This window comes from Actinoplanes sp. NPDC026623, assembly GCF_040638275.1.
Taxonomy (GTDB): domain Bacteria; phylum Actinomycetota; class Actinomycetes; order Mycobacteriales; family Micromonosporaceae; genus Actinoplanes.
The window spans coordinates 1-1,491 of record NZ_JBEZXZ010000437.1 but is presented as its reverse complement, the minus strand read 5'-3'; the positions used below and the strand labels follow the sequence as shown (position 1 = coordinate 1,491).

Annotated in this window: 2 protein-coding genes; one reads left to right on the top strand and one right to left on the bottom strand. The window is 78.8% G+C overall.

Annotated elements, in window-relative coordinates; genetic code table 11:
- Nucleotides 1-365, top strand: a 365-nt coding sequence (locus AB0F10_RS45600; RefSeq protein ID WP_360640866.1) for a hypothetical protein, incomplete at its 5' end; no start/stop codon positions are given.
- A 7-nt stretch (nucleotides 366-372) separates the two neighbouring features.
- On the opposite strand, the gene AB0F10_RS45595 is transcribed toward AB0F10_RS45600, so the two are convergent.
- The coding region (locus tag AB0F10_RS45595) for an FAD-dependent oxidoreductase (protein WP_360640864.1) at nucleotides 373-1,491 on the bottom strand (1,119 nt) is incomplete at its 5' end.

The window sequence follows — 1,491 nt, the reverse complement described above, 5'->3', positions numbered from 1 at the left end:
GCGAGGATCTGGCGCGCCGCTACGTGGCGCTCTCCGCCGCCGCGCGGGACGACCCCGGCGCCATCGCCGCGTTCCTCGGCGACCTGGTGGGCGCCGCGGGCAACGCCACCGACGACAACCTGCTCGGCTACGCCGACGGGCTGCCGGAGCAGCATGCCACCGTGCTGGGGCTGTTCGGGATGGTCACCGTGGACCGGGCCACCAGCGTCATGATCGGGGTCGGCGACCGGCCGCACACCGAACTCGACCCGCACGCCGCAGCGTTCCGGCCCGATCACGACATCGGGCGCGGCGTGGAGCGGCACCGCGCCGATCGGGACGGCACCGGCGAGGCGCCGGGCCCGGGGAAGCGACCGCGCCGGTGACCGGCCGTCAGGGCGTCGTGGCCGCGGCCTCCCGGGCGACGGCGGCCCGGGCGGCGGGCAGGGCCCGCTCCCGGTCGGCCGGCACCAGCCCGATCCGGGTACGCCGGTCGAGCAGGTCGTCCTCGTCGAGCGCGCCCTCCTGACGCAGGCTCCACAGCAGCTCCGCGCCCGTCACCGCGATGCCGGGGGCGAGCGGCCCGGCCAGCGCGGGGTCGCCGGCGGCCAGGGCGGCGACGGCCGGCGCCTCGGTGCCGTACCGGGCGACCAGCCGCGCCGGCGCCGGAATCCGGGCCAGCAGCTCCGGCGGCGCGGCGCCGACCAGCGGCAGCCGGGCCGTGCGGCAGCGCCCCGGCGGCAGCCCGCGGGCGTTCAGCGCGGCGTCCAGGGCGTCGCGGGCCATCCGCCGGTACGTGGTCAGCTTTCCGCCGACGATCGTGGTGACCCCGCCGGGTGAGGTGTGCACGGCGTGCCGGCGAGAGAGGTCGGCGGTGCTGTCGGCGGCGCCGGCCAGCAGGGGGCGCAGCCCGGCGAACGCGCCCACCACGTCCGCCTCGGACGGCGCCGGGTCCACGGCCGTGGCGAGCACGTCGAGCAGGAAGCCGCGCTCGGCGAGGCTGGGCTCGGGGACGTCGGGCACCGGGCCGTCGACGGGCTCGTCGGTCAGCCCCAGGTAGATGCGGCCGTCGGGCTGGGGGAGCGCGAACACGAACCGGTTGCTCTCGTCCGGCACGGGGATGGTGAGCCCGGCGATCTGGGTGCCGAGGGCTCCCGGGCGCAGCACGAGGTGGGTGCCGCGGGACGGCCGCAGCCGTACGCCGGGGTCAAGCTGCTCCGCCCACACGCCCGTCGCGTTGACGACGGCGCGGGCGTGCAGCCGGTGCTCCGTACCGGTGCGGGTGTCGGTCACGGTGGCACCGCCGCCGTGCAGTTCGGTGACGCGGCACCGGGTGAGGATGCGGGCGCCGTGCCCGGCGGCGGTGCGGGCGAGCGCGACCACGAGCCGCGCGTCGTCGATCAGCTGGCCGTCCCAGCCGATCAGGCCGCCGCGGAGTCCGTCGCGGCGCACCGCGGGGACCAGGCGGTGCACCTCGGCCGGGGCGACCCGGCGCGAGCGCGGCAGCCGCCC